Origin of the sequence: Nonomuraea sp. JJY05 (genome assembly GCF_043496855.1) — a bacterium.
Taxonomy (GTDB): Bacteria; Actinomycetota; Actinomycetes; order Streptosporangiales; family Streptosporangiaceae; genus Nonomuraea.
Window position 1 is genome coordinate 110716 of the sequence record NZ_JBIEIS010000032.1, and the last position, 24872, is coordinate 135587.

At 70.2% G+C, this 24872-nt stretch carries 23 protein-coding genes; 14 read left to right on the forward strand and 9 right to left on the reverse strand.

Annotation, left to right across the window (positions count from 1 at the left end):
* Positions 1 to 106: 106 nt before the first annotated feature.
* Positions 107 to 2842, forward strand: coding sequence for a SpoIIE family protein phosphatase (locus ACFKCF_RS40215; protein ID WP_394500571.1), 2736 nt, complete (start codon positions 107 to 109; stop codon positions 2840 to 2842).
* 376 nt (positions 2843 to 3218) lie between these two features.
* Here ACFKCF_RS40215 and ACFKCF_RS40220 read toward each other — a convergent pair whose 3' ends face one another.
* Positions 3219 to 4271, reverse strand: a complete 1053-nt coding sequence (locus tag ACFKCF_RS40220) for a hypothetical protein (RefSeq protein WP_394500572.1) — start codon at positions 4269 to 4271, stop codon at positions 3219 to 3221.
* 100 nt (positions 4272 to 4371) lie between these two features.
* Here ACFKCF_RS40220 and ACFKCF_RS40225 point away from each other — a divergent pair, with 100 nt between their 5' ends.
* Positions 4372 to 5613 (forward strand): MFS transporter, encoded by a 1242-nt coding sequence (locus ACFKCF_RS40225; RefSeq protein ID WP_394500573.1) that lies wholly within the window; start codon positions 4372 to 4374, stop codon positions 5611 to 5613.
* Positions 5614 to 5865: 252 nt separating this feature from the next.
* Positions 5866 to 6186, forward strand: coding sequence for a hypothetical protein (locus tag ACFKCF_RS40230; RefSeq protein ID WP_394500574.1), 321 nt, complete (start codon positions 5866 to 5868; stop codon positions 6184 to 6186).
* A gap of 60 nt (positions 6187 to 6246) precedes the next feature.
* Here ACFKCF_RS40230 and ACFKCF_RS40235 read toward each other — a convergent pair whose 3' ends face one another.
* Together ACFKCF_RS40235 and ACFKCF_RS40240 are read right to left on the reverse strand one after the other, a co-directional pair.
* Positions 6247 to 7503, reverse strand: a complete 1257-nt coding sequence (locus ACFKCF_RS40235) for an MFS transporter (RefSeq protein WP_394500575.1) — start codon at positions 7501 to 7503, stop codon at positions 6247 to 6249.
* Complete coding sequence (locus tag ACFKCF_RS40240; protein WP_394500576.1) at positions 7500 to 8387, reverse strand: alpha/beta fold hydrolase; 888 nt, start codon at positions 8385 to 8387, stop codon at positions 7500 to 7502. Before ACFKCF_RS40240 ends, ACFKCF_RS40235 begins: the two co-directional genes overlap by 4 nt.
* A 171-nt stretch (positions 8388 to 8558) precedes the next feature.
* Between ACFKCF_RS40240 and ACFKCF_RS40245 the strand changes: the two genes are divergently transcribed.
* Together ACFKCF_RS40245 and ACFKCF_RS40250 are read left to right on the forward strand one after the other, a co-directional pair.
* Positions 8559 to 10397: an ABC transporter ATP-binding protein gene (locus tag ACFKCF_RS40245; RefSeq protein ID WP_394500577.1), complete on the forward strand. Its 1839-nt coding sequence runs from the start codon at positions 8559 to 8561 to the stop codon at positions 10395 to 10397.
* Complete coding sequence (locus tag ACFKCF_RS40250) at positions 10397 to 12229, forward strand: ABC transporter ATP-binding protein (protein ID WP_394500578.1); 1833 nt, start codon at positions 10397 to 10399, stop codon at positions 12227 to 12229. Before ACFKCF_RS40245 ends, ACFKCF_RS40250 begins: the two co-directional genes overlap by 1 nt.
* 19 nt (positions 12230 to 12248) lie before the next feature.
* Here ACFKCF_RS40250 and ACFKCF_RS40255 read toward each other — a convergent pair whose 3' ends face one another.
* A complete protein-coding gene (locus ACFKCF_RS40255; protein ID WP_394500579.1) occupies positions 12249 to 12911 on the reverse strand; it encodes a restriction endonuclease in 663 nt (220 codons plus the stop codon).
* Positions 12912 to 13169: 258 nt separating this feature from the next.
* On the opposite strand from ACFKCF_RS40255, the gene ACFKCF_RS40260 reads away from it, so the two are divergent.
* From ACFKCF_RS40260 to ACFKCF_RS40280, 5 genes are all read left to right on the forward strand, one after another.
* The gene (locus tag ACFKCF_RS40260) at positions 13170 to 13388 is read left to right on the forward strand and encodes a hypothetical protein (RefSeq protein WP_394500580.1); all 219 of its coding nucleotides are present in this window, start codon (positions 13170 to 13172) and stop codon (positions 13386 to 13388) included.
* On the forward strand, positions 13385 to 13762 hold the full coding sequence (locus ACFKCF_RS40265) for a hypothetical protein (RefSeq protein WP_394500581.1): 378 nt from the start codon (positions 13385 to 13387) through the stop codon (positions 13760 to 13762). The genes ACFKCF_RS40260 and ACFKCF_RS40265 overlap by 4 nt, the downstream gene beginning before the upstream one ends.
* A 185-nt stretch (positions 13763 to 13947) precedes the next feature.
* Entirely contained in the window at positions 13948 to 14928 is a 981-nt protein-coding gene (locus tag ACFKCF_RS40270) for a trypsin-like serine peptidase (RefSeq protein ID WP_394500582.1), read from the forward strand.
* Positions 14929 to 15084: 156 nt separating this feature from the next.
* Positions 15085 to 15234: a hypothetical protein gene (locus ACFKCF_RS40275; RefSeq protein ID WP_394500583.1), complete on the forward strand. Its 150-nt coding sequence runs from the start codon at positions 15085 to 15087 to the stop codon at positions 15232 to 15234.
* 73 nt (positions 15235 to 15307) lie between these two features.
* Positions 15308 to 16651 (forward strand): MFS transporter, encoded by a 1344-nt coding sequence (locus ACFKCF_RS40280; protein WP_394500585.1) that lies wholly within the window; start codon positions 15308 to 15310, stop codon positions 16649 to 16651.
* A 1-nt stretch (position 16652) separates the two neighbouring features.
* Here the strand turns inward: ACFKCF_RS40280 and ACFKCF_RS40285 are convergent, their stop codons facing one another.
* From ACFKCF_RS40285 to ACFKCF_RS40305, 5 genes are read right to left on the reverse strand one after another with little or no spacing between them, the layout of a single operon-like run.
* Complete coding sequence (locus tag ACFKCF_RS40285; RefSeq protein ID WP_394500586.1) at positions 16653 to 17198, reverse strand: GrpB family protein; 546 nt, start codon at positions 17196 to 17198, stop codon at positions 16653 to 16655.
* A 55-nt stretch (positions 17199 to 17253) separates the two neighbouring features.
* The gene (locus ACFKCF_RS40290; RefSeq protein WP_394500587.1) at positions 17254 to 18300 is read right to left on the reverse strand and encodes a DUF6055 domain-containing protein; all 1047 of its coding nucleotides are present in this window, start codon (positions 18298 to 18300) and stop codon (positions 17254 to 17256) included.
* On the reverse strand, positions 18297 to 18536 hold the full coding sequence (locus ACFKCF_RS40295; protein WP_394500588.1) for a DUF6055 domain-containing protein: 240 nt from the start codon (positions 18534 to 18536) through the stop codon (positions 18297 to 18299). The genes ACFKCF_RS40290 and ACFKCF_RS40295 overlap by 4 nt, the downstream gene beginning before the upstream one ends.
* A gap of 15 nt (positions 18537 to 18551) precedes the next feature.
* A complete protein-coding gene (gene add, locus ACFKCF_RS40300; protein WP_394500589.1) occupies positions 18552 to 19466 on the reverse strand; it encodes an adenosine deaminase in 915 nt (304 codons plus the stop codon).
* Positions 19463 to 20401: a nucleoside hydrolase gene (locus ACFKCF_RS40305; protein WP_394500590.1), complete on the reverse strand. Its 939-nt coding sequence runs from the start codon at positions 20399 to 20401 to the stop codon at positions 19463 to 19465. The genes add and ACFKCF_RS40305 overlap by 4 nt, the downstream gene beginning before the upstream one ends.
* Before the next feature lie 74 nt (positions 20402 to 20475).
* Between ACFKCF_RS40305 and ACFKCF_RS40310 the strand changes: the two genes are divergently transcribed.
* From ACFKCF_RS40310 to ACFKCF_RS40325, 4 genes are all read left to right on the forward strand, one after another.
* Positions 20476 to 21468 (forward strand): LacI family DNA-binding transcriptional regulator, encoded by a 993-nt coding sequence (locus ACFKCF_RS40310; RefSeq protein WP_394500591.1) that lies wholly within the window; start codon positions 20476 to 20478, stop codon positions 21466 to 21468.
* 16 nt (positions 21469 to 21484) lie between these two features.
* A complete protein-coding gene (locus ACFKCF_RS40315) occupies positions 21485 to 22474 on the forward strand; it encodes a slipin family protein (protein WP_394500592.1) in 990 nt (329 codons plus the stop codon).
* A gap of 152 nt (positions 22475 to 22626) precedes the next feature.
* On the forward strand, positions 22627 to 23445 hold the full coding sequence (locus ACFKCF_RS40320) for a helix-turn-helix domain-containing protein (protein ID WP_394500593.1): 819 nt from the start codon (positions 22627 to 22629) through the stop codon (positions 23443 to 23445).
* A gap of 42 nt (positions 23446 to 23487) precedes the next feature.
* The gene (locus ACFKCF_RS40325) at positions 23488 to 24867 is read left to right on the forward strand and encodes a pyridoxal phosphate-dependent decarboxylase family protein (RefSeq protein ID WP_394500594.1); all 1380 of its coding nucleotides are present in this window, start codon (positions 23488 to 23490) and stop codon (positions 24865 to 24867) included.
* Positions 24868 to 24872 lie beyond the last annotated feature (5 nt).

Sequence of the window (24872 nt, forward strand, 5' to 3'; positions counted from 1 at the left end):
CAATCTCGAATCAGTGCCGCAGACGCGTCCCAGAGCCCGGGCTCCACAGGATCGCTATCGACCCCGATGGAGACCCTGGTGACGTGGTGAAGGGCAGGGAATGGGGATGGGCGAACGGCGTACGCAAGATCCGCAGATCATGTGGACGGACCTGGTCTCCGAGGAGCGGAAACGGCTCCTGACGGCGGTCGGTGACGATCTGCGGGGGATCGAGGTCCTGCGGTTCGCGATCCAGCAGGCGGTGGCCGAGCTTGCCGGGCTGGGTGGCATGGTGCATCTTGGCAGTCCCGGCTACGGCGGTGGGTTGCGCCTGGCGGTGACCAGCGGACTCCCCCCGGCCTTCACCCGGGTTTGGGAGCGCATCGACGGGAACGGTCCACTCGCCCCGGCGCGCGCGTTCCGGGACGGTGGGTTCGTGCGGGTGCCCATGGCGAAGCTCACCGGTGAGATGCCCGAAGACGGTGCGACGGCGAGCCGGCGACCGGACAGGGCCGCAGCCGGATCCTGGTCCTGGCCGGTCGGCACGGCGATGGCGGCCGTCCCCCTGCTCGGCCCCGGCGGTCCGATCGGCACGCTCTCGATCGTGACGATCTCCCCGCACGAGCCGTCGGCCGGGCAACGGGCCTTCCTCGACACGCTGGGCCGCTGGACCGGCGAGCGTCTGAACAGGTCCACCGCGCCTCCGCCCGGTCCGGCCCTTCCGGAGCCGGAACAGCCCACAGACGCGCATCCGCAGCAGGACCCGCAGGAGGTCGGCACATGGGACTGGAACATCTGGACCGGTGACGTCATCTGGAACGACGCCATGCTCACCCTGCTCGGCCTCGGCCCGGGCACCTTCGACGGGCGAATCGAGACCTGGATGGGCACCATCCACCCCGAGGATCTGCCGTGGGTGCTGTCCGACATCGACGAGGCGATCCGCACGGGGAGGATGCACAGCACCGAGTATCGAGTGTGCCGCCCGGACGGGACGTCCGGCTGGGTGCGGGTCCGTGGCCGGCCGGAGTTCGACGAGAACGGCGAACCGGCACACATGGTCGGCACCCTGTGGAACGTCACCAAGACCCATGACGTCCTGGAGACGGTCATGGAACCGCAGACGCGTAACGCCGAGCGCGCTTCCGTGGCGCGGGCCTCCCATATCAGGCAGTTGACCAGGGCGCTGGCCGAGGCGGTCGCCGTTCGAGACGTCGTGGACGCCGCCGCCGATCACATCCTGCCGCTGTTCGGCGCCTCCGGGCTGATACTCGCCTTCCTGGAGGGTGACCGTCTGCGGCCGGTCGGGTTCACCGGGTATCCGACGGAGGTCATCGAGCAGGTGACCCAGATGCCGGCTTCCTGGGGGCTGCCGATCACGGGGGTCCTGCGGGAGCACTCCCCGATCTTCATCAGCTCGCTCGAGGAGTGCATCGAGAGCTATCCCATGACAGCCGATCTTCCGGTGGTGGGAGACAAGCAAGCGTGGGCCTTCCTGCCGCTGATCGCCTCCGGTCGTCCCGTCGGCAGCTGCGTCGTCTCCTTCACCGATCCGCGCCAGTTCACCGGCGAGGAGCGCAACCTGCTCACCACGCTCAGCGGGCTGGTCGCCCAGGCCATGGAACGGGCCCGCCTGTACGACAGGGAGCACACGCGCGCCCAGGAACTGCAGCGCGGGCTGCTCCCGCGCGAGCTGCCCGACCTGCCCGCGGTCACCGCCGCGGCCCGCTACCTGCCCGCCGGCAAGGACATGGAGGTCGGCGGCGACTGGTACGACGTCATCCCGCTGTCGGCGGACCGGGTCGCCATCGTCATCGGCGACGTCATGGGCCACGGCGTGACCGAGGCGGCCACCATGGGCCGCCTGCGCACGGCGGTCCGCACCCTGGCCGACCTGGAGCTGCCTCCCGACGAGCTGCTCACCCACCTCAACGACGTGGTCAGCGACCTCGGCGACGACTTCTACGCCACCTGCCTGTACCTGGTCTACGACGCCACCACCCGCTCCTGCGTGCTCACCCGCGCCGGCCATCCGCCGCCCGCCGTCGTCCACCCCGACGGCAGCGTGCACTTCCCCGACGCCGACCCGAACTCGCCCCTCGGCGCCGCCACTCCACCCTTCGACACCGTACGGATGGAGCTGCCCGAAGGCAGCCTGCTGGTGCTGTACACCGACGGCCTGGTCGAATCCGCCACCCTCGACATCGACCAGGGCATGGCCCATCTGGCCAGAACGCTCAGCAGCACGGTCTCCGGAGCGCTGTGCGGGCACGAGGATCATGCCACCACGCCGGACGCGACGAGGCTCCACTGCGCCGAGTGCCTCGAATCCCTGTGCGACACTCTCGTCACCACGTTGCTACCGGTCAGGCAGGGCACCGCCGACGACGCCGCCCTGCTGGTCGTGCGCACTCACGCGCTGCCGAAGGACGACATGGCCACCTGGCCGCTGCCCGAACACCCCAAGGCCGCCGGCGAGGCCCGCGAACACGTCCGCACCCAGCTCAGCGCCTGGCACCTGGACGACCTGTCGATGACCACCGAACTGCTGGCCAGCGAGCTGGTCGGCAACGTCGTCCGCCACGCCAAGGGCCCCATCCACCTGCGCCTGCTCCGCAGCAACGTACTCACCTGCGAGGTCTCCGACGGCAGCCTGACCACGCCCCGCATCCGCCGCGCCGCCGACACCGACGAGGGCGGCCGCGGGCTCCAGCTGGTCTCCGCGATCGCTCATCGCTGGGGCACCCGCTTCACCGACTCCGGCAAGTGCATCTGGACCGAACAACCCCTCGTGTGCCCATCCCCTGCCCTGCTTCCCGAACAGAGCGGCCTGGACCTGTACGACCTGCTGGACGACGAGTGAGACGCCCGGCGAACCCCGACGAGGCGAGCACGCTCTGCCGATCCCAGACGTCATGGGTGCCACTGGCGCCCTGCGGAGGCCAGTGGACAGGAAACCGACCTGGGGGATCTGAAGCAACCGGGCCGCCTCCATCCTCGAGCGCCGCGACGGCACGGTGGTCGGCGGAGCATGGGCGCGAGTCCGGCGAGGTGACGTGACACCCTCTCGGGCATCACCACGACCGGAAGGCGCCCAGGCTCCCCTGATCGCGGCGATCTGACCGCCTGGCCCTCGACTCATCGCCATGCCCTCAGCGACACGGTCGCTGGTTGTTGACAGCTCCCTGTTACTCGCCCGTTCCACCTGTGGAAGCAGCCTTGGCCGAGGACTGACACCTTCACGCCCGCAGAACGGTGACCTGCCGCCCCGCCGGGGTGCGGTCCTGGTCGAACCGGATGCGCTCCTCCATCGGCGACGCCTCAGGACGGCGGTCGAAGACCACCAGATAACCGGTGTCGAGATCAAGCCGGTCCAGATAGCGGTCGAGCTGCGCGAGCCCGTCGGCCATCGGATCCCGCTGACCGGGCCGCCACACCTTGAGCTCCATGGCCTCCCGCTGCACCTGCCGCTCGCCGTACGGCCGGCGCAGGTAGACGTCCAGCCGCCCGGTGCCCGCCGCGTACTCCCTGTCGAGAAAGCCGCCGCCGTTGACGATCCGGTGCAGGTAGGCCATGAGGATGATCTGGCATGCGGCCTCGTGGTAGGCGGCGCCACGGACCAGCGTCTCGCCGTGCTGCTTCCAGAAGGCGGTGAACTCGCGCAACAGCTTGAGCAGATCCAGACGGCCGTCGGGGAGGACGAAAGACCGCGAATCGGCCTGGATGACGGCTTCCACACCGCTACCCAGCACGCGGAGGATGACCTCGCGGTAGATGGGATTGGCGATGTTGAGCGAGGGCCTTTGGGCTACCAAGCCGAGGTCACGAACGTAGGAGAAGTCGTCCTCGAAGGTTTCGTCGACGTGGACCAGCGTGCCTGCGAGTGCCGGCTCGAGCACTCGCTTGACCCGGGGTTCGTGCAGCTTGGCGACGAGAGAATCCAGGTGGGTGGCGCGGGCGCGAATGAGTTGCTCTTTGGCATGCTCGATGTGCCCGGCGGTGATCGGCTCCTCTGGAGGAACCCGCATTTTACGGGTGACCTGATAAGCCAGCGCGTTGATCAGCCAGGGTTGTCCGCGGGTGAATTCGAAGGCCGCGGCGAGGGCTTCCTTGGTGAACTCTTGCCCGGTCTCCGCGGTGTGCTGGCCGTACAGCTCCCTGACGTCCTCAGGAGTGAAGTCGGACAGGCGAAACGACTCGACCGCTATGTTGAAAGGGCTGACCGCGCCGAGCCGGGAGGGGTCGCCACCGGAGGCGATCTTGTAGTCCCGCACGTCCCTCAGGCCGCACATGACGCCGCTTTGACGGCGGCGGGCCCTCGGGACGATCACTCCGAGGAGAAACATATCTTCACTGACATTTGATGTCAGTGAAGACCTGAAGACTATGCGCATGTCCGTTCAGATCCACCACAGCACGACCATGCGGCTGCTCGTCGCCGCGGCCTTCACCACCGCGCTCGGCAACAATGTTCAGCTCATCACCGGAGCGCTCCTGCTGGCCCGCGAACAGCAGACCATGATGGCCGTGGGCTGGTTGTTCATCGCCGTCGCGCTGCCGCAGGCTGTCTTGTCCCCGTATCTGGGACAACTCGCGGACCGCCTGGATCGCCGCGTTCTGTGGGTCGCCTGTGACACGGTGAGCGCGATCGTCGCCCTCGGCCTGCCGCTGTGGCTGGTGGCAGGCGGTGCGGCCGAAGTGGGCATCTACGCCGCGAACTTTGCGCTTGCCCTGGTCAGCGCGATCTTTGTGCCGGCGAGTGCGGCGCTGATCAAGGAGCGGGTTCCGGGTGGTACTGTCCTGCGCCGGTTCAACGGCCGCTACGAGATGGCCACCCAGGCCGGGATGCTGTTGTCCGCCACTGTCGGTGGGCTCGCCGTCCAGTTCTTCGGCGCCGTTCCCTTGCTTGTCTTCAATGCGGGCACTTTCGCCGTTTCGGCCTTGTGCGTGACCGCTATCGGCCGTACCAGGGCTGTCGGTGGTCTCGCCTCCGAGCCGGTAGAAATCGCAGGTCCGGATCATCTTCCGCTTCCGATGGGGAGCCTGATCCTGCTGTACGCGCAGGGCAGTGTCGTCGTAACTGTCTTCAACGCCCTCCTGCCTACGTATGTCTTGGTCGAGCTCGATCGCGGTGCAGGCACCTTCGGGGCCATCGACGCTCTGGGCAGCCTCGGCTTCCTCGCCGCCGCTGCCGGGTACCGGCTGTTCGCCCAGCGGTACTCCGATCTGCACATCGCCATAATGGGCTTTTTCGCATGCAGCCTGCTCATCGTCGTTCAGGGACAACTGGGCGTCACCGGACTGGCCGTGCTGGTCCCCATCGGTGCGTTCGTCTTCGGCCAGGCCAGGATCTCCTCGCGAAATCTGCTGATGGCCCGGGCCGGTCGTGCGGACATCGGACGGGTCTTTGGTCTCGCAAACGGCGGCGGGCTCGCCGCGACCATCATCGTCATGCTGCTCGTGGCCACCGTCACTGACCACACCGGTGTGGGGGTCGGTTTCGCCACCCTCGGCGTGTTCGCACTGTTGTCCACGATCTGGGCACTGGTGCTCCAGCGACGTGCCGTCAGGATTGCCGCAGCGCCTGCATCACCAGCCATGCGGACCGAAGATGACAGCGCCGCACTCCGGTAGCCGATCGGCTCGCCCGAATCCGGGATCCCGCCGCGACGGGGATCTTGAAGCCGTCGGACATTGGCCTCGTTCCTGTTCTCCAAGGTCCGGGTGATGGTGAGACTGCCGCAGCGACGCGGTTGTGCTGTCCGAGCCTGGACGGGTGTGTCCGGGCCTCTGTTGGACACCTGGCCGCGGTGGCTTCGCTGAGCCTCACGCCCCGGCCGCCCAGTGGTCCGGGGCGGCCGATGAACCAGAACAGGAGCCCAACCCATGTCAGTCAAGATCAAGAAGCTGTCCCCCGTCGCCCTCCTGGCCGTCGCCGCCACGCTGCTCGCCGCGGCCCCGGCGACCGCCGCCGCGACGGGCACCGCGACGGGCACCGTCAAGGAGCGCACCCACCTGGCGGCCGGCTGCGGCCTCTACCGGGACGGCGACGCGGCCATGTACAAGAACTGCACCGGCGCCGGCGAGAACATCTTCGTGACCTACCTGCTGGGCGGAAACACCTATTTCTGCGTGCCGGCGGGAGAGACGAGGTACGTCGGCAGGTGGAGCAACGTGTTCCGGGTGTACAACCGGGGCGGCTGCTGACCCCTCCCCTGACGCGGGGCCACGGTCCGTGGCCCCGCGGACGGGGCCCCACAGCGCGGATCAGACGGTACGGGTGAGTACGGCCGTGCGGATGCCGCGACGGAGGAGGGCGGGCAGGCACAGGATCGTGCCGAGCGCGCCGATCCACACCGTCGGCTCCAGACCGGCGAGCGCGGTGGCCGCGGAGGCGAGCAGGGCGCCGAGCGCGACCGCGCCCCACAACTGGAACCGCTGCACGGCGGACACCCGGCCGAGGAGCTCGGGCGGGGTCTGGGTCTGGCGGAGGGTCAGTGAGATGGGGCTGAACGCGCCCTCTCCCACGCAGTGCACGATGCTGCCGATGACCAGGCCCGCGGCGCCCAGGCTGCCGTGCGCCCCCAGCACGGGCATGGCCACGATGCCCAGCACCGACACGGTGGCGGCGAGCATGAGCGCGCGCGGACTGCCCAGACGTCTGATGAGGAAGGCAGAGGAGAGATTGCCGATCGGGTAGCCGGCCGCGGCGGCGCCCACCACGATCCCGATCCACTGCGGCGACAGCCCCAGGACGTTGCGGCAGTACAGGACCAGGCTGGTCTCGACCATGGAAAGGAACAACACGTAGAGGGCGCCGCAGGTCAGGACCGGCTCCAGAACCGGATGCCCGAGCGCGAACCTGAGCCCGGCGGCGATGTCGCGCCGTACCCAGCCCCGCTCCCGCACGGTGACGGCGGGCGGCGCCTCGCGGTGCCGGATCGCGACCAGCGTGACGAGCGAGGCGGCGAAGCTGAGGGTGTTGGCCAGGAGCGCGCCGGCCACGCCGAGCAGCCCGATGACCGGACCCGCGGCCATCGGCCCGACCGCCTTGGCGGTCGACTCCGACAGCGCCAGGCGGGTGTTGCCGGTGTGCAGCTCGCCCGGGTCGGGGAAGAGTCCGGGCAGGTACGAGGTGTAGGCGACCTGGAAGAACACCACCGCGCAACCGCTCAGCAGCACCAGCGCGAACAACAGGGGGAAGCTCAGCATGCCGGTGACCGCCGTGACCCAGATCGCGCCGAACGCGATCACCTGTACGCCGTCACAGACGAGCATGACAGTACGGCGGGGCAACCGGTCCACGATGGCGCCGGCCGGGAGACCGAGCGGCAGGAAGGGCAGGAACAGGGCGAACGGCAGCAACGCGGCCTGCGCCGGAGTCGCCCCCAGCACCGTCACGGCGAGCAGCGGCAGCGCCAGCGTCATGAACTGGTCCCCGAACAGCGACAACGACTGCCCGGCCCACAGCAGCCCGAAGTCCCGGCGGACCGTACGTCCGTCCGTCTCCGCCATGGCGGTCATGCCTGCCGCCAGAAGTCCCGCAGCAGCGAGTGGACGGTCTCCGTCTCCTCGACGTGGCCGAACGAGCCGCTGCGCTCCAGCAGGTGGAACCTGGCCTGGGGAGCGAAGCGCCGGAAGTCCCGCTGCAGCGCCGGGTGCAGCGCCCGGTCGTAGCGGCCGGCCAGCACCATCAGGGGAACGCCGATCTCCTTGAGCCGCGGCCGGAAGTCGGGAATCCTGGCCACCTCACCCCCGATCACGAAATCGACGTCGTCGCCGCAGAAGATCGGATAAAGCTCCTGGTTCCGGGCGCCGGGCTCGTCGGCCAGCAGGGCGGCGTTGGCCGGGTCGTAGAAGCGGACCAGGGCCGCCGCCTTGGCGAACTCCCGCCTGAGCGGCTCGTCCGTGGAGCGCAGCCCGTCCAGCCGCAGCGCCTGGATCCGCTCCCACACCTCGGGGAGCTGAGTGGCCAGCTCGCGGTTGATGTTGGCGTGGTTGAGCTGCCACATCTCGGGGCTGTGCAGGGTGTTGGCCAGGGTGACGGTGCGCGCCACGGCGGGGTGGTCCAGGGCGATCGCCTGCGCGATCAGCCCGCCATACGAGAAGCCGTACAGGTGGGCGGGGCCCAGCCGGTCGAGCAGCGCGGCCACGTCGGCGACGTCCTCGGCGAAGGTGATCTCGGAGAGCTGCCGGGGGCGGCCGGAGCGGCCGCGGCCGTACAGGTCGACGTAGATCACTCTGTGGTCCGCCGCCAGGGCGTCGAAGTGCGGGTGGAAGATCACATGTGACCCCGCGGGGCCCAGTCCGGCGAGCAGCACCACGGCGTCGCCGTCCCCGTGCTGTTCGGTCCAGATGCGCCGGCCGCCGCGGACCTCGTACGCCTGACCAGGGGGATGTTCGATCATGGCGGCTATCTTGGCCCGATCGGGAGGCGGAACGACGGCGGATATCGGACCTCTCATTGGCGCCGTCGTCCATCTCGGGGGTCCGGCGAAAACCCATGGGAAACTGTCGGTGCCGAGTGGTAGAAAGCAGGTTCGATACTCGCGTGCTCGCGCCCGGGGGAGGGCCTGCCAGTGACCACCAGCAGTTCGGAGTTCTCTGTCTCCGGCCCGAGCTACAACCGGCGCGGTCCGGTGCGCTGGCTCTGGTCCCACCTTCGCCGGCATCCGGTGCACCTGGTCGGCTTCCTCGGCGGGTCGCTGGTCATGGTGGTGCTCAACGCCATGGTGCCGCAGTTCACCGGCGACGCCTTCGACTCCGTGCTGGGGCAGCGGGGCGAGCCGCTGGACGCGCTCGGCTTCATCGGGCTGGCGCTGCTGGCGATCGTGCTGGCGCGGGGGCTGTTCGACCTGGTGGCCAGGCTGTCGAGCGAGGTGCTGGCCAAGCGCCTTGAGCGGGACGCGCGTGACGAGCTTTACGTGAGCCTGCTCGGCAAGAGCCAGACCTTCCACAACCGGCAGCGGGTCGGCGACCTGATGGCCCGGGCCGCCAACGACATCCGGCAGCTCTCCATCATGATCACGCCCGGGGTCGACCTGATCGTGGACTCGGGGCTCACCGGGCTGGTGCCCATCTTCTTCATCGGGGCGATCGATCCGCGGCTGCTGCTGGCGCCCGGGTTGTTCGCCGTCGTGTTCGCGGTCGCGCTGTGGCACTACATGCGCCAGCTCAACCCGGTGGCCACGCGCATGCGCGAGCAGTTCGGCGACCTCAACGCCGGGCTCAACCAGGCCGTGCGCGGCATCGAGGTGATCAAGGTGACCGCGCAGGAGGCGCAGGAGCGGCGGCGCTTCCGCACCAACGCGCGGCTCTACCGCGACCTCTTCGTACGCAACGGGCTGGTCCAGGCGCGCTACCTGCCCACCCTGCTGTTCTCGGTCGCCATGGCCGGGGCGCTGTGGCACGCCCTCTACCTCCAGGGCATCGGGGCGATCACCATCGGCGAGCTGGTGGCGTTCATGGGGCTCATGGGCATGCTCGGGTTCCCCACCCAGATGTCGATCTTCACGTTCTCCCTGATCCAGATCGGCATCGTGTCCTCGCGCCGGATCCTGAGCGTCATCACCTCCGACAGCGAGATCGAGCAGCGGGCCGACGGGCACGCCGCGCCGATCAGCGGGGAGATCGTCTTCGAGGACGTGACGTTCGGCTACGAGGACGACGAGGATCCGGCGGTGCGCGGGGTGACGTTCACCGTGCGGCCGGGGGAGACGGTGGCGATCGTCGGCGAGACCGGATCGGGCAAGAGCACGCTGACCAAGCTGGTGCCGCGCATCTACGACGTCACGTCCGGGCGGATCCTCGTCGACGGCGTCGACGTGCGCGACTGGGACCTCGACTCGCTGCGGTCCCAGATCTCCACCATCGAGCAGGACATCGTGCTGTTCTCGCGGTCGGTGTCCGAAAACATCGCCTTCAGCCTGGGACAGCGGGCCGACCACGAGGCCGTGGTGCGGGCGGCGGAGGACGCCCAGGCCGCCGAGTTCATCGCCGAGCTGGACGACGGCTACGAGACCGTGATCGGCGAGCGCGGCGTCACGCTCTCCGGCGGCCAGCGGCAGCGGCTGGCCATCGCGCGGGCGCTGCTGACCGATCCGGCGATCCTCGTACTCGACGACTCGACCAGCGCCATCGACTCCGCCACCGAGGACAAGATCCAGCAGGCGATCGGGCGCATCCTCGAGGGGCGCACCACGCTGCTGATCACCCACCGGCTCTCCCAGATCCGGTGGGCCGACAAGGTGCTGCTGCTCAGACGCGGCGAAGTGGTCGACTTCGGCACCCACGACGAGCTGATCGCGCGCAGCCGGCTCTACCGCCGGATCTTCGCGCACTACGACGAGGTCGAGCTGGACGGTGACGGTGCCGCCGTGGACGGGGTGCTGGCCGCGGAGCAGGGAGGGGTGCGCTGATGGGCTTCATCATGGACGGCCTCGACGGCGAGGACTACGACCGCACCTACAGCGACCGTGCCCTGCTGCGCCGGATCATGTCGTACTTCCGGCCCAAGCTGGGGTCGATGGTCCTGGTCGCCACCATGATCGTGCTGCTTTCGGCGAGCCAGGCGGCCGTGCCGGCGCTGGGCAGCCTGGCCGTCGACGCGGTCTCCGACGGCACCATCGGCTCGGTGGGCTGGCAGATCACCGCGGGCATCCTGGTCACCGGGATGTTCTCGTGGGTGTTCAACTTCATCCGGCAGAGATACAGCGCGCAGGTCACCGGTGATGTGGTGCTCCGGCTGCGCGAGGACGCGTTCGACGCGGTGCTGGAACGCGACCTGTCGTTCTACGACGAGACCCCGTCCGGCAAGATCGTCAGCCGGGTGACGTCCGACACCGACGACTTCGCCACGGTGTCCACGCTGACGATGGACCTGATCAGCCAGGTGCTGATGGTCGGCTTCGTCACGGTCCTGCTGTTCGTGCGCAGCGTCGAGCTGGCCCTGCTGACGCTGCTGGTGGTGCCGATCGTGGTGGGTCTGGCGCTGATGTTCCGGCGGCTGGCCAGGGCCAGCACGCGCAGGGCGCAGCGCTCGCTCGGCCGGGTCAACGCCAACCTGCAGGAGACCATGGGCGGCATCGCGGTCGCCAAGAACTTCCGCCAGGAGCAGCAGGTCTACGACGAGTTCGGGCCGATCAACCGGCAGAGCTACCAGGTGACGCTCCGGCAGGGGTTCGTCTTCTCGACCATCTTCCCCGTGCTCTTCCTGGTGGCCGGGCTCGCGACGGTGGGCCTGGTCCGGCTGGGCGGCGCGCAGGTGCTCGACGGCGGGCTGTCCGCGGGCGACTGGTACCTGTTCCTGCAGGGCGTGTCGCTCTTCTGGTTCCCGCTGACGTCCATCGCCGCGTTCTGGTCCCAGTTCCAGCAGGGGCTGTCCGCGTCCGAGCGCGTCTTCGCCCTGATCGACGCCCCGCCGCGGGTGGTGCAGACCGCCGCGGAGCCGCCGGGCAGGCTGGCCGGGCGCATCGAGTTCCAGGGCGTCACCTTCGGGTACGACGCCGCCAGCCCCGTGCTGCGCGACTTCGACCTGCTCATCGAGGCAGGGGAGACGGTGGCGCTCGTCGGCCACACCGGCGCCGGCAAGTCGACGCTCAGCAAGCTGATCACCCGGTTCTACGAGTTCCAGGAAGGCCGCCTGCTGATCGACGGGCGCGACATCCGCACCCTTGAGCTGGGCGCCTTCCGCAGCCAGATCGGCGCGGTGCCGCAGGCCCCGTTCCTGTTCAGCGGCACGGTCGCCGACAACATCCGCTACCCGAGGCCGGAGGCGGGTGACGACGAGGTACGCGCGGCGGCGGCCGCGGTGGGCGGCGGCGACTGGATCGAGGCCCTGCCCCATGGGCTGGAGACGGACGTGGGCGAGCACGGGCGGGCGCTGTCGATGGGTCAGCGGCAGCTTGTCGCGCTGGCCCGGCTGCTGATCCAGGACCCGGCGATCGTGGTCCTGGACGAGGCCACGGCCAGCGTCGACCCGCTGACCGAGGCCCAGATCCAGGAGGGTCTCGACCTGGTGCTGGCCGGGCGCACCTCGATCGTCATCGCGCACCGGCTCTCGACGATCGAGCACGTCGACCGCATCATCGTGCTGGACCACGGGCGGATCGTGGAGGAGGGCGACCACGCGACCCTGCTGGCCCGCGGGGGCCGCTACTGCGAGGTCTACAACACCTACTTCCGCCACCAGTCACCCAACTACCGCGCAGGCTCCGGCTTCGTCTCCGTGACGAGCGGTGGATCCGGTTGACCGTCCCGCTCGCCGCTGTTCAGGTCGCCAGCTCGTCGCCTTCGACCAGCCGCGCCGGCTTGGCGAGCAGCGCGAACCTCCCGGTCAGCCAATCGGCGAGCAGGTCGCGCTCGACGAGCAGCAGCGTCTGGCGCGCGTTCGTCGCCTCCTGGCGGGCCGGGTGGGTGAGGCGCCCCGAGGTGATGAGCACGCCGGTGTGTCCGGTGAAGGCGTTGGCCAGGGCCCCGAGAAAGTTGCGGACCGCCGGTGCGCCGACGCTCTTGTTGTAGCGCTTGCACTGGACGGCGCATCGCGTGCCGTCGGGCGCGACGGCCGTGATGTCCACACCGCCGTCCCCGGCGCCGCCCCGAATCCGCACCCGGCGGAACCCCTGGGCGATCATGCGCTCGGCGACCAGCTGCTCGAACTGCGGCCCGGTCATGAGGTCGACCTTCTCCAGGGCCGCGTTGGCCGCGAGGAACTGCAGGCGGCGGGCCTGGATGACCCGGTGCCGCAGGAAGAGCCCGCCACTCAGAGCTCCGATCAGGACGATGGTTATGGCCATCGCCCATCCCGGGTATTGCGTGATGAAGTAGGCCACTAAAGCGATCGCGACGCCGGCTCCCACCAGTCCCATCACCCGCAGATCGTCGATGCCGTTCGACTTTCGCCGCCTGTTGCCCCGTCTGGATCCCCTCGCCATGGGTCCCTCCTGGAAGACCGGTGTTGATGGCGAGTATGAAGGGCGGCGCCGACAGAATCTGCACGCTGAAGAAATCAGAATAGAGCGCTATTTATCCATGCGCCCGTTTCCGCCTAATGTGCCAGAAACGCTCCAGCCAACTGCATGGCTTGGTCTTGGCATCGCATGGTTAGCGTTTTCGCATCTTCCTACCGCTCTAGGAAGACCCCTCCTAGTGCGGTATCTTCGGTGATGTGACCGAGCGTCTTCCCCCCGCACATGCGCCGGCTCGCCGAAGTCGCAGCCATGGTGGCTGCCGCAGGTGTCACCGCTGACTGGCTGTACCACCTCCAGGGCGACATGTGCGCGGTGCGAGTGATCAAGGATGGCATCATCTCGGTCCCCGTCATGATCCCTGCGAACCCGGATCGCGACCCAGCGCTATTTCGTGAAGCCCTGAAGCGCCTGGAGGCGGTCATCGAGAGGATGAGCCGATGAGCAGGACGATTACCTATGTCATCACCTACGAGAACGGGCGCTGGGTGTCGCGTTGTCCCACTGGAGAGACTGAGGGCGTCGGCGTGGCCGGCTCCTTGTCGCAGATGGAGCGTGATTTGGCGCAGCTCCACGCCTGGGCCTGGCCCCAGGACACCCCTGGCGTGGAGCTGGTCTTCGACCTGCCCGAGGACCTGGCCGCTGTGGTGGCCGAATACCACCATGAGAAGGGACTGGCCGAGGCTCACGCCAAGCGTGCCGCGGAGTTGGCCGTCAAGGTTGCGAAGACCCTCACGAACCACTGGTCGGAGCCGGACACGGCACGTGTCATGGGCCTGTCCAAGCAGCGTGTGCACCAGTTGAAGGTCACCGCCTGACAAGTGATCCTCCGGCCGGCCTCGCGGACCGGTGCCCAGGGCGCTATCACCTCGGTCTATTTCCCGACCCTGACGGGAACCTGATCGAGGTCTCCACGTATGGCGGGCTGGATGGTCCGTGACGATTGTCCATTTTCGTGACAAGTGTGGTAAATCTTCTCCGTCACGCTTGTCACGGAGGTCCCATGCGTACCTTGCCCATCGTCGGCTTGACCGCCTTGATGCTCGGGCTGGGTGCCCACGCCGCCGTCGCCGAGCCCCCGGAGGGGGACGCGCCGCTCGCGCGCCAGGTTCCGACGACATTCGCGGCCGGGAGCGATTACTGGACCCCGGAGCGGATGCGCGCCGCACAGCCGCTTGCCGCCCCCGACGATGCGGGGAGCGGTGCGACCAGGAGCGTGACGCCGTACGCGGCGCAGGAGCAGGTGGACATCGCGCCCACGCCTTCGAAGAGCACGATGCGGTGGGTCACGCCGTATGTCACCTCGGCGGCCAAGCAGCGGACGTGGAAGTCCGGAGGCCTCATCGCCAAGACGGCGGGCAAGGTGTTCGGCACAGGCGGCAACGGCAGGGACTTCGTGGCCTCCGGCAACGTCGTGACCAGCGCGGACGGGGACGTCGTCGTCACCGTCGGGCACGCGTTGATCGACGGCGAGGGCCGGTGGAGCACCAACCTGGTCTTCGTCCCGGCGTACAAGAACGGCGCGGCGCCCTACGGCAAGTTCGTGGCGCGGACCATGTTCATCTGGTCCGGCTACTACAAGAATGGCGCTCACCAGCCGCCGTTCGACTTCGGCATGCTGGTCGTCAAGCCGGTGAAGGGCAAGACGGCCGTGCAGACCGTGGGCGGCCAGGGCATCAGGTTCAACTCCACCGCGGCCGGCTCGGCCAACCTGCTGCTCGGCTACCCGAGCAACGGCAACGGCGGGCAGACCCTGCAGTACTGCAGCGGTGCCTCGGTGGCCCCGGCTTACGGCATGAAGTACGCGTTCCTGTGCGACATGGGCGGGGGCTCCAGCGGCGGCCCGTGGTTCCAGGGCTTCAACAAGATCACCGGCACCGGCTACCAGATCTCCACCCACGCGCTGCGCAACAGCACCACCAGCTACGGCTCCTTCTTCGGCCCCGAGGCGCTCAAGACCTTCCGCGCCGCAGAGGCCGCCTGAGCGCCGCCCACCAACAATCAGGGGGAAATGCGACCACGCTCAGCCGCCGCCGGCTCCTCCAGGCGGGCGCCGGTGCCGTGCCGGCGATCGCGCTCGGGGCGCGTCCCGCGTCGGCCAGTGCGGCCGAGCCGCTGACCACGCAGCTTCCTCGCGCGGGTGCAGAACGGCCTCAGCTACTGCGCGATCTTCAACCGCAGGGAGGAAGAGGGCACGCTGGACTTCGACGCGATCGACCCCATCCTCGGTGCGGCGATCGGCACCGTGAAGACGTGGCCCACCACGGACCTGGCCCCCAGATACTTCTGAAAGCACCCTCGTGACCACCAATGTTGCGTCATGTAACGTCGCGGGAAAGGTAAGACCTACCGAGGAGCGGTAGATGTCAGAGGAGCAGCGACTCGACGCGACAGGACAGCAGCAGACGAGAAGGCAACTGGTCCGGGCGGTGATCGCCTCCGCCGTGGGGACCTCGATCGAGTGGTACGACTTCTTCCTGTACGGCTTCGCCGCCAGCACCATCTTCGCGGAGCTGTTCTTCCCCAAGAGCGACCCGACCACGGGTCTGCTCCTGTCTCTCGGCACCTACTTCGGAGGATTCGCCGCCCGCCCGATCGGGGCGGCGATCTTCGGTCACTACGGCGATCGGATCGGCCGCAAGGCCACCCTCATCATCACGCTCCTGAGCATGGGCATCGCCACCGCCCTGGTCGGGCTGGTGCCGACGTACGAGCAGATCGGCATCTGGGGCGGCATCCTGCTGACCGTACTGCGGCTGCTGCAGGGCATCAGTGTCGGCGGCGAGTGGGGCGGGTCCGTGCTGCTGGCCACCGAGTGGGGGCACTCGCGCGGCGGGCGGCGGGGGTTCCTGGGGAGCTGGCCGCAGTTCGGGGTGCCCGTCGGGCTCGTGCTCGGCTACCTGGCCCTGGAAGTGTTCCAGCCGCTCGACCCCTACTGGGGCTGGCGCATCCCGTTCCTGCTCAGCATCCTGATGGCCGGCGTCGGCCTCTACATCAGGCTCGGCATCCTGGAGACGCCGGTCTTCACCAAGGTCCTCCAGGAGAACAGGGTCGAACGCGTCCCCGTGCGCGAGGTCATCGTCAGGAACTGGCGGGAGATCGTGCTGAGCGCGCTGCTCCGGACCGGGCAGCAGGCGCCGTTCTACATCTTCACCGTCTTCATCCTCACGTACGCCACCAAGACCCTGGGGTTCAAGGCGGGCGACATCTACCCGTACGTCATCGCCGCGGGCGTCGTGTCGCTGTTCACCGTGCCCTTCTGGGGATACGTCTCGGACATCGTGGGGCGCCGGAAGCTCTACATCATCGGCGCGGCGGCCATGGTGGTCTGGTCGTTCGTCTACTGGCCGCTGCTGGACACCCGCGTCCCCTCGCTGGTCCTGCTGGCCATCGTGCTGGCGGCGCCCATTCACGACATCCAGTACGGCCCGCAGGCCACGTTCATCGCCGAGAGCTTCACCGGGCGGCTGCGCTACAGCGGGGCCTCGCTCGGCTACCAGCTGGCCTCGGTGACGGCGGGTGGGCCCGCGCCGTTGATCGCGGTCTGGTTGTACGCGACCTATCAGAGCTCGTTCGCCATAGCCGTCTATATGGCGATATGTGCGCTGATCAGCGTGGTTGCGGCGTTCGCCCTGAAGGACCGGTCGAAGCAGGACTACGCGGTCGAGTACGACGACGTACGGACCGAGACCGGGACCAGCCCTTGAGTCATGCGTCGCTCGGGCCCGGCGTCCAGCCGGTGCTCTGAGACCAGTCGTCGGCGTGGCGAAGCGTGTCCCAGATGAAAGGCCGCTTCGCCTCGACGTATCGGTGCCGCTCGTGCCTGAACTCGGCCGCGAGACGCCGCTTGACCGCCGCGTACTCGGCCGCTGCTCCGGGGTGGGCGCGCAGGTAGTCGCGGAAGAGCAGGGAGAGCTGCTGGGAGAAGCTGCCCAGCACGCGTACGTGGACGTGCGTGCGGCGCTCGCCCGGCGCCTCGCGGAAGTAGCGCTTGGTCAGGTCGGGATTGTCCGCCCGGCACACCAGGCCGAGGCTCTCCAGCGGCGACCTGAACGCCTCCGGCGGCTCGAACGACCGCACCGACACCTGGACGTCGATCACCGGCTTGGCCGCCAGGCCGGGCACCACGGTCGATCCGATGTGATCGACCCGCGGTGCCACGTCGCCGAGCCGCCGGCGCAGGGCCTCGCCGATCCTGGCGAACTCCTCCTGCCAGGCCGGGTCGTAGTCCGCTATCTCGATGGGGTCTGCCATGCGCCGATTATCCCGGGTCGCCCTCGCCCAGCGCATCGGCGTGACCGGCGGCCCGTCAGCCGAAGGCGCGGACCTCCAGGAGCCCGACCGAGCCCTGGCCGCTCTGCAGCACCACCCGCAGCCTGGTGGTGCTGACGGCGGTGAACGTGACCGGGTTGTACGCCCCGGCCGTGACCCCGTACGCGCTCGCCCCGGGCACGTCCGCGTACGCGCTGCCGTTCCAGTACTGCAGCTTCCACGAGGCGGGCACGCGCACCCCGTCGTCGTCGTCGAAGAAGTAGACCTCGGCCGACTTGATCGTCTGAGCCGAGGACCAGGTCAGCTCGGCCCACTGGGTGCCGGTCTCCGGCCAGGTGCCCCAGCGCGGGCTGGGCACGAGGCCGTCGTTGACGGCCGCGACGCTCTCCCAGGGCGAGGTGTAGGAGGCCGAGGGCGTGGCGCTCGAGGCCAGGTTGACGGGCGTGGGGTCGCCGCCCCCGCCGCCGAAGGCGAGGTCGGCGTCGCTGAAGATCGGGTGGGACGGGTTGACGTCCGCCTCGCCACCGCCGCCGTCGCAGCGCCGGTCGGGGTTGAACATCAGGTACGTGCCCGAGGAGCAGGCCGTCGCAGGCTCGGCGTCGCCGCCGACGACCACGCTGCCGCCGAGGTTGGCGCCGCCCTGGACCAGCGCGCTGTTCTTCACCACGGCGCTCCCGCCGACGGTCGCGCCGCTGTTGACCCAGGCCAGATCCTCGATGCGGGCGTTGCCGCTGACCGTGCTGTTGCCGTAGACGGCGGCCCGGGGGCCGACGTAGGCGGTGGCGGCCACGTTGGCGCGGTTGTCCACCCAGCCGCCGCCGTTGGAGTGCCAGTGGCCGCCGCCCGGCGCGGCCGGCTTCACGTGACCGGGCTCGAAGCCCCACGGCGTGGCGCCCTGCAGGCGGAACTGGTACGGGTAGCGGTAGTTCTTCGGGTAGCCGTCGAGGAAGGCGTACTTGTGCACGGCGCTCGGCGTGCCGACGACCACGAGGTAGACGTCCTTTTCGCCCGCCTGGGTCTGGAAGGTCACCTCGCCGTTCGAGGAGTTGTAGATGGGGCTGTAGCGGGGCGTGCCATTCTTCACCGCGACGAACCCGTACGACCAGCCCGCGTCACGTTGCGCTGGGCGTACTCACCCAGCCGCTGGTTGAGCTCCGCCTGGTCGATGCCGGCGATCCGGCGGTAGGTCTCCAGCGGGTGCTCGTTGCTCTTGGCCTCGTTCCACAGGCGGTTGAACATGGCCAGGCCGTCGCGGTCCTTGATGTACTGCAGCAGCATCCAGTTGCCGTAGTGCTGCCGGCTCGCAACAGAGCCTGTCAAGACCCGGTGAAACTTTCAGTTCCGAAAGGCCGCCCCCGCCGCGTTCGCCTGGGCGAGCCTCTCCTGCTCGGCCGTCCACCCGGCGAACTCCCGCTCCAGCGTGGTCCCGGCGGTGGTACGCGCGTCGGTGCTGACCGTGACCGCCAGCCCGCCCTCCAGGAGCGGGATCGCGGGGTGCTCGGACAGGCCGGGGACGGCGCCGGTCAGCACGTTGCTGATCGGGCACATCTCCAGGGCGATCCGGTCGCGGCGCAGCCGTTCGAGCAGCGCGGAGTCGCCGGTGCAGCGGACGCCGTGCCCGATCCGGCGGGCGCCGAGCACGTCGATCGCCTCCCACATGCTCTCCGGGCCCGCCGCCTCGCCGGCGTGCACCGTGCACGGGAGACCGGCCGCGTGGGCGAGCTCGAACGCGGCCCGGTGCGGCGTGCCCGCGTACAGGCGCTCGTCGCCGGCCAGGTCGAGCCCGGCCACCTGGTCGCGGTGCCGCACCGCGGTCTCGGCGACGGCCAGGCTCTGCTCCGGCGTCTGGTGCCGCAGGCAGCACAGCAGCAGCCCGGTGCGCACTCCCGTCGCCGCCTCGCCCGCCGCCAGGCCCTCGGCGACGGCCTCGACCGCCTCGTCGACGGTCATGCCCTGGCGACCGTGCAGCTGCGGGGCGAAGCGCGCCTCGCCGTAGACCACACCGTCCGCGCTCCAGTCCTCCACGAGCTCGCGGGCGGCCCTGCTCAGCGCGTCGGGCGTCTGCAGCACTTGGAGGGGCACCTCGATGTACGTCAGGAACCGGCTCAGGCTGCCGCACCCGGCGGGCGCCGTCACCAGCTGCTCGACGGGGGCCTCCAGGGTGATGCCCTGGCTGTGCGCGAGATCGGCGATCGTGCCCGGGCGCAGCGATCCGTCGAGGTGGCAGTGCAACTCGTAACGCCGGTTCATGGCTGTCCCTCACAGGTGTCGAAGAGCAGTTGCTTGAAAGCGGTCTCGTCGACCCGCCGCACCAGGGTCAGGTTGGGGGCGGGGGCCGAGCGGCGGCGGTCGATGATGAGCTGGCCGCGGGTCTCGTCGCCGAGCGCGACGTCCACGTACGCCCGCTCCCGCTCGGCGGCCAGCTCGGGCCGGAGCGCCACGGCCATGGCGACGGGGTCGGGCAGGTCGTAGCCGGACAGGCCGGTGACGTCGCGGGCCCAGTCGGCGACCGTCCGGTTGACGCGGTGGGCGAAGGTGGCCATGGGGGTGCCGAGCCGCTCCAGCCGGAGCTGGTCCGCCGGGGTCATGACGGCGTCCCGGCGCGAGACGTCCCAGCCGATCCAGGTCACCTGGTCCGGCGTGGCGGCCTGGAGCACCACGCGGGCGGCCTCGGGGTCGGCCCACACGTTGAACTCGGCGGTGGCCGAGACGTTGCCCCACAGGTCCGCGGCGCCGGCCATGCAGTACACGTGCCGGTAGCGGGAGAGCAGGTCGCGGTCGCGGAGCAGGGCGGCGGCGAGGTTGGTGAGCGGTCCCAGGGTGACCAGCGTCAGCTTGCCGGGCAGGCGCCGGGGCGCGTTCAGCAGGACGTCCACGGCGTGCTCCCGCTCGGCGGCCCCCAGGGGGTCGGGGAGGCCCAGATCGCCCATCCCGTCCTGGCCGTGCACGTGCTGGGCGGTGGACAGCGCGCGGGTCATGGGGCTCTCGCAGCCCTCGTGGACGGGGACGTCCGGGCGGCCGGCCGTCTGCAGGGAGATGAGCGCGTTGCGGGTGGCGGTCGGCAGGGGCACGTTGCCCGCCACCGTCGTCACCGCGCGTACGTCGCCCAGGCCGCTGGCGGCGGCCAGCAGTAGAGCCACGGCGTCGTCGGAGCCGGTGTCGGTGTCGACGATCAAGGGCAGCACGGTCACCTCATGTCTAATCGTTTAGAACTGCCGAGTGCATATCTAATCGATTAGATGCGAGAATGTAAACCGCCATGAGGAAACGTCCGAGCACTCTGGCCGACGTGGCCCGCCGAGCGGGGACCTCGACGGCGGTGGTCAGCTATGTGATGAACAACGGGCCCCGTCCGGTGGCCCCCGCGACCCGCGAGCGGGTCCTGGCCGCGGCGGCCGAGCTCGGCTACCGGCCCAACCGCATCGCCCGCGCGCTGCGCTCGCGCACCACGGGCGTGGCGGGGCTGGTGCTGGCCGACGCGTCCAACCCCTACTTCGGGGCCCTGGCCAGGCACGTCGAGCGGGCCCTGGAGGGCCGCGACCTGCTCACGCTGGTCGGCAACGCCGGCTACTCGGCGCAGCGCCAGCGACATCTCGTCGAACGTTTCCTGGCCGCCCAGGTCGACGGCCTGGTGATCGTCTCGGCCGACTCCGTGGGCGACGTGGCCGAGGTGGCCGAGGCGGCCGGCGTACCCGCTGTCTATGTCCACAACGGGCCTGCGGGCGCGCCCGTGGCGGCGGCCGACAACCAGGACGCCGTACGGGAGGCGGTCGCGCACCTGCGCGGGCACGGGCACCGGCGCATCGCCTTCCTGGCCGGCCCGGACGACGAGGGGCCCGTGGGCGTGCGGCGGGCGGCCTGGCACGCGGCCGTCGCCGGCGACCCCGGCGCCGAGCTGCTGCGCTGCGACTACTCGCGGGCCGCGGCGGACGCCCTGACCCGCCGCCTCGCCGCCGCGGGCACCCTGCCGCGCGCCCTGGTCACCGCCACGGACGAGCAGGCCATCGGGGTCCTGTCCGGCGCCTGGGCCCACGGCCTGGCCGTGCCCGACCGGCTCGCCGTGATCAGCCTCGACGGCACCCCGGAGAGCGCCCACACCGCTCCGGCGCTCACGGTGACCGAGCAGCCGCTCCAGGCCATGGCGGAGCAGGCCGTCGCCCTGCTGTTCGACGCGGCGGCCCCGCTGGCCACTCGCGCCGCCCTCGTCCCGAGGCGTAGCTGCGGCTGCGGAGGTCAGGGCCTAGTCTCGTAAGAGAAGGGATAGGTCCATGGACATCAACATCGTGCTCGGAGTCATCGCCTTCTTCCTCTTCTTGGTGGTGGTCACCGGGGTGAGAGTCGTCAACCAGGTCGAACGCGGCATCGTCTTCCGCTTCGGCCGGGCGCAGCAGCAGATCCGCCAGCCGGGCCTGAGGTTCCTGATCCCCGGGGTCGACCGCATGCGGAAGGTCAACGTCCAGATCGTCACGATGCCGATCCCCACGCAGGAGGGCATCACCAGGGACAACATCTCCGTACGGGTCGACGCCGTCGCCTACTTCCGGGTGCAGGATCCGATGCGGGCCGCGATCGAGGTGCAGAACTACCTGTTCGCCGTCGAGCAGGTGGCGCAGACGTCGCTGCGGTCCATCATCGGCAAGAGCGAGCTGGACGACCTGCTGACCAACCGCGAGGAGCTGAACAGGGGCCTCGCGCTCATGATCGACAGCCCGGCGCTCGGCTGGGGTATCCACATCGACCGCGTGGAGATCAAGGACGTGCAGCTGCCCGAGGCCATGAAGCGGTCGATCGCCCGCCAGGCCGAGGCCGAGCGGGAGCGGCGCTCCAGGGTGATCGTCGCCGACGGAGAGCTGCAGGCCGCGAGCAAGCTGGCCGACGCCTCGGGCATCATGGCCGAGACGCCGGGCGCGCTGCAGCTGCGCCTGCTGCAGACCGTGGTCGAGGTCGCCGCGGAGAAGAACTCCACGCTGATCATGCCGCTGCCGGTCGAGCTGCTGCGCTTCTTCGAACGGGGGACGCAGAACGCCGCCCAGGCCGAGCCCGCCGCGGTCGGCGCGGAACGGGTCCAGCCCGGCCCCGCGGTCGGCTCCGAACGGGTCCAGGCCGGGCCCGCCGCCGTCGGCTCCGAACGGGGCCGGCCCGAGCGGCCCGCCCTCGCTGAGGAGGAGGCCGTTCCCGAGCTGCCCGCCCAGCGGAGCGAGAGCGAGCCGGCCCTTGAGACCGGGCAGAAGTCAGGTGATCTCCCGCAGACCCGGTGAAAGCCACTCGGCGAGGTCCGCGACCACCGCCGGTTCGACGTGCTGGGGCGGCTCGTACTCCGCCGGGGTCGAGGGGCCCGTGCCGGGGAAGAACAGGTGGTTGGGAACGCCTACGCTGGTCCGGTGACGACGGGCTCGGCGGGGAGGGCGTCATGGCATCCGGAGAGTTCGCCAGCTATTGGCGCTATCGCGGCCTCGGCGGCCTCGACCTGATGCGGGCGCGTTTCGTCCGGCGCCGGTTCGCCCGGCACAGCCACGAGACGTACGCGATCGGGACGCTGGAGGCGGGCCTGGAGGAGATCCGTTTCGCCGACGGCGTCGAGTACGCGAGCGCGGACGACGTCGTGCTGATCGAGCCCGGCCTCGTCCACACCGGCGAGCCCCCGACCGCCGACGGGTGGACGTACCGGGTGCTGTACCCGAGCGTCGAGCAGCTGCGGCAGGTCGCGGACGAGCTCGGCGTGCCCGCTGGGATCCCGTCGTTCGACCGGAGGGTGGTGTCCGACGTACGGGTGGCCCGGCGGGTGGCGGCCGCCCATCGCGCGGCGGAGTCCGGCGCGTCGCTGGCCGCGGACTCCCAGCTGCACGCACTGCTGACCCTCGTGCTCGGCACGTACGGCACGCGCCGCCCGGGGCGTCCGGCCCGTTCGGCCGGGCGGAGGAGCATGGCCCGGATCCGCGACCTGCTGCACGCGACCATGCCGGACCCGCCCGGCCTGAACGAGCTGGCCGCCGCGGCCGGGGTCACACCGTTCGCGCTGTTGCGCTCGTTCCGGCGCGCGTACGGCATGCCGCCGCACGCGTACGTGACCCAGCTGCGCGTCGCGAGGGCCCGCGAGCTGCTGCGACAGGGCGTGCCGCCGGCCGAGGCCGCGGTGGAGGCGGGGTTCTGCGACCAGTCGCACCTTTCGCGGCACTTCCGGAGACTCGTGGGCGTCCCGCCCCGCGCCTACCAGCGCGCAGTGCAATAACGTCCAATCCTTGACCTCCGCCGCCGGTCTACGGTGCCTCGCGTGACGACCGACGAAGGTGCTCTTCCCCTCGAACTCGACCGATCCGCCGTCGCCCGGCTGGGCCGCCAGGCGGTGGACTTCCTGGCCGACTGGGTCGCCGATCTGGACTCGGCGCCCGCGAGCGACTACGGGCAGGCGGACCGGCTGGCCACCGCCCTGCTCCGGCCGCCTGCCGACGGCCCCGGCGACTTCGGCGCGCTCCTGGAGACGTTCCGCCAGGCGGCCGGGCAAGGCGTGAACACGGCGGGGCCCGGCTATCTGGCCTACTTCCCGGCGGGCGGGCTGGTCACCGCGGCGCTGGCGGAGCTGCTCGCCCAGGCCGCCAACCGCTTCACCGGCGTGGCCCAGCTGTCACCCGCCCTGGTCGCCATGGAACACGGGGTGCTGACCTGGTTCTGCGACCGCTTCGGCCTGCCCGCGGGCGCGGGCGGGCTGGTCACGACGGGTGGCTCGCCGGCCACGCTGTCGGCGCTGCTCGCCGCCAGGCACGGCCGCCCGGGCGACGGCACGTTGTACGTGACCGAGCACACGCACTACTGCGTGGCCAAGGCCGCCCGCATCGCGGGCCTGCCTCCGGAGCGGATCCGCGTCGTGCCCGCCACCGCTGACCTGCGCATGGACATCGCGGCGGCGGCCAGGATGATCGCCGACGACCGCGCGGCTGGACTGCGCCCGTTCCTGCTGGTCGCCACCGCCGGAACCACCAGCTCCGGCACCGTCGACCCCCTGCCCGAGCTCGGCGAGCTGGCCCGCCGCGAAGGGCTCTGGTTCCACGTGGACGCGGCCTACGGCGGCGGCTTCCAGCTCACCGAACGCGGCCGGACCCGGCTCGCCGGGATCGAGGCCGCCGACTCGATCGTGCTGGACCCGCACAAGAGCCTCTTCCTCCCGTACGGCACCGGCCTGCTGCTGGTACGCGACCCGGCCGTGCTCCACGCCGCCCACGCGGCCGACGGCCGGTACCTGCAGGACCTGCGGGCGTTGGACGGCCTGCCCGACTACGGCCATCTCGGGGTGGAGCTGACCAGGGAGTTCCGCGGCCTGCGGCTGTGGCTGCCGCTGCACCTGCACGGCGTGGGCGCCTTCGAGCGGGAGCTGGACGAGAAGCTCGACCTCGCCGGCCACGTCCACCGCCGGCTCGCCCAGGACCCGCGCTTCGAGGTGCCGTGGCGGCCGGACCTGACGGTCGTGCTCTTCCGGCTGCGGGGCACGGACGAGCGCAACCGGCGGCTCCTGGCGGACGTCAACGACACCCGGCGCGTGTTCCTGAGCAGCACCACCGTCGACGGGCGGTTCTTCCTGCGCCTGTGCGTGCTCAGCTTCCGCACCCACGCCGACCGCGTGGAGGAGGCCCTGGGCATCATCCGCACGGCGGCGTGAGCGCC